The organism is Mycobacterium sp. (assembly GCF_049802695.1).
Lineage (GTDB): Bacteria > Actinomycetota > Actinomycetes > Mycobacteriales > Mycobacteriaceae > Mycobacterium.
The window spans coordinates 1-3,049 of sequence record NZ_JBARMY010000260.1; the positions used below are offsets into that span (position 1 = coordinate 1).

Below are 3,049 nucleotides of genomic sequence, written 5' to 3' on the forward strand. Positions count from 1 at the left end.
TCCATGATCCGCTTGCCGACCGCTGTGGAACCGGTGAACGAGATCATGTCGACCTTAGGGGACAGTGTCAGTTCCTCGCCCACCAAGTGATCGGATGCGGTGACGACGTTGACCACACCGGCTGGTATGTCGGTCTTCTGGGCGATCAGCCGGCCCAGCCGCGTGGCATTGAACGGGGTATCGGGTGCGGGCTTGAGCACCACGGTGTTGCCGGTCGCCAGGGCCTGGCCGAGCTTGTTGATGGTGACTTCGAACGGAAAGTTCCACGGCACGATGGCGCCGACCACGCCGACCGGCTCGTGCCACACCTTGCGGGTGGTGTTCACGCCGGTGACAGACACGACGGTGTCGCCCAGATCGGTTTCCCACGGGAAGGTTTCGATGAGCCGGGCCGGGTATTTGAGCCCGTCGGCCAGCGGCGCGTCCAAGTGCGGTCCGTGCGTCACCGCGCGGGGGGCACCCACTTCGAGGATGAGTTCTTCACGCAGTTCATCGAGTTCGCTCTCGATGGCCTCGTGCAACTGTTCCAGACAGCGCTTGCGCAGCGAACGGTTGGTCGACCAGTCCGACTCGTCAAACGCGCGCCGAGCCGCGTCGATAGCGCGATGCATGTCCGACTTCGACGCGTCGGCCACCTCGCCGAGTACCGCTTCGTTGGCCGGATTGATGTTGGTGAAGGTGCCGGCTTCCCCGTCGACGAGCTTGCCGTCGATCATCATTCTGGACTCGAAGGTCACTTCCGGTGTGTCAGCCATGGTCTCCACTCTTGTCGTCCGGCTGTTGTCTCGCCGACTGGAAGCGCATCACCAAAGTGGCCACCCGCTGCAGCACCGGCTGCGGAAGCACACGGGCCGCGAACACCATCGTCTGCTGGGCGCCCGTCAGCGGTACCGCTCCGCCGCGCATCGAGCCGTGCCGCGGTATGCCCATCACGATCCGGGACAGGTGATGCATTCCCGCCGCCGGCAGAAGCCGGTTGGACAGCAACAGCATTGATGCGTCCGGGCCGACTCCGTGGCGACGGAACGACCCGCGGTCGGCCAATGCCTTGACTAAACCGTCAGTGAAGCGCTCCGGCGCACGCGCGAAACTCATCGCCAACCGCCCCCGGGTGTTCATCGTGCTGTGCAGCCGGGCATACGGGCCTTCGAAGTTGCGATTGTCGATGGTGCCGGCGTCGGTGATGATGTCGGTGTCGTAGGTGCCGGTCACCAGGATGGTCACACCGAGGCCGAAGGGCGCGATCTCGCCCGCCATCGACTCGCCCCAGCGCTCTAAGGCGCCTTTGGCAGCGGAATAGGGAGCGGTGGCCGGCTGGCCACGCACCCCGCCGGCACTCGACACCAACACAATGCGACCCTCGCCTGCCGCCCGCATCGACGGCAACAACCTCTTGGTCAGGTCGACCGGGCCCATGACGTGCGTGGTGAACATGTCTTGCCATAGCGTGAGATCGGCCTCCTCGACCATTCCCGCTGCTGAGATCCCGGCGTTGTGCACCAGTCCGTACGGCGCGCCCACCGCCTCCCCGATGGATTTGGCCGCGGCCGAAATCGACGCGGTGTCCATCAGGTCGAGCTGCACCCCGATCAGCCGGTCGTCGTCCTCACCCGCACCGGTCGCCTGCCGCAGTAGCGGCATGCCGCGCTCGGGGTTGCGCATCGCCGCAATCACGCGCCACCCGTCGCGGTAGAGACGGGCGCTCGAGGCGAAGCCCAGTCCTCGAGACGCGCCGGTGATGACGACGCTGCGCGGCTCAGCCATTCAGGCTCGCCGCCGCGCACGCACCCACGCCGGGCGGCGGCGGGTCGACGTGCGGCCGTCCGTTGGGCTCACCACTCGCCCACGTCGACCAGATACCCACTGAGTACGGCCCTGGGGCCCCGGCCTTCTCGTAATACCCTTGCGGGTCATACACTTTCGCCTCGGGATAAGGCCACGGGCAGGCCACCGACGTTGCGGCGTGGCTGATCTTGATGACGGCGAACCATGCCCCGTAGGCGAAATACGAAACGTTGATGATGACGAACATGACTAGGAAGGTGCCCAGAACGGGGCGTGCCGGGAATATCCGCGCTCTCGCGCCAAGCTTCTCAGCGACCGATTTACCCGTGTCGTCGCGGTAGCACAGGATCGCCGCGGGCACCATCACGAAGGTCACCGAGAACGACTCCCAGATCAGCGGGAACTGAAATGTTGTGCCGGTGAACACCGAGCCCCACGGAATCACCTGCGAATAGATGTACATGCCGGCGTGCACAAGCTGAATCTCCAGAAAGGCATCGAAGACGAAGCCGATCACGCACGCCAACAAGCCCAAGCTGACCAGCGGGTGTCGCGAAACATAAGCCTGTGGCCCGTGCTTGGCTTGCAGTTTGCGCAGGATCCAGATTGCGGGAAAGTACGGACCGAAATAGAACATGACATAACCGAATACGACAAATGGCTCGACGGTGGGCGACAACGACACCAGGGGCCACGACTCCGGCCAGTGAATGAGGTCGGGGTTGTAGACCGCAAACGGCGACCAGTTCATGATCGGGTCCTGCCACACGATCAGCGTGGTGCACAAAAACATCAGCATCACCGGACTGCCTGGACTACGGCGCCAGCCCCTGACGAACACCACGAGCAGCACCAACAGCATGATGACGGTGGCGACGTGGAGAAAAGTGATGTAGTCCAACCCGAACAAGAATCGCACCGGGCGCGGCCGGCCATGCACGTTCGGATTGGCCACGCGCGGGTCGAGGGCTTTGCGGCAGTTTGCGATGAAGAAGAGCGCGAATGCCGCCAACGCGGCTCCGGCCAGCCAACCGCCCCAGCCGCGTTTGACGCTTCCCTGCACGTGTGCGGGCCTGCTGTCTGGAGCTACGGGAGTCGATTGTTCGGTGCTCATTGCGCGTCAGCCTGCCTCTCCGAAGCGATCGACCAGGTGCGAATTGACGCCGTCGGCGTCCAGCGTGCGGGCCACCAGATAGCCCGAGCCCATCCAGGCGCGACGGGTCCACTTGCCGAATGAGACCCGCGTGCCGGGAGCACCTGAGGC

Annotated in this window: 3 protein-coding genes and 1 pseudogene; all 4 read right to left on the minus strand. The window is 64.5% G+C overall.

From position 1 onward, the window contains the following. Window positions 1-755: aldehyde dehydrogenase family protein (locus WA317_RS10595; protein WP_425172986.1), on the minus strand; the 755-nt coding region annotated here is incomplete at its 3' end. Further along, complete coding sequence (locus tag WA317_RS10600; RefSeq protein WP_425172987.1) at window positions 748-1,764, minus strand: SDR family oxidoreductase; 1,017 nt, start codon at window positions 1,762-1,764, stop codon at window positions 748-750. The genes WA317_RS10595 and WA317_RS10600, both read right to left, overlap by 8 nt. Continuing rightward, window positions 1,757-2,899 (minus strand): spirocyclase AveC family protein, encoded by a 1,143-nt coding sequence (locus WA317_RS10605; protein ID WP_425172988.1) that lies wholly within the window; start codon window positions 2,897-2,899, stop codon window positions 1,757-1,759. Before WA317_RS10605 ends, WA317_RS10600 begins: the two co-directional genes overlap by 8 nt. Window positions 2,900-2,905: 6 nt before the next feature. Beyond that, a pseudogene (locus WA317_RS10610) lies at window positions 2,906-3,049 on the minus strand (ABC transporter substrate-binding protein); the annotation flags it as partial.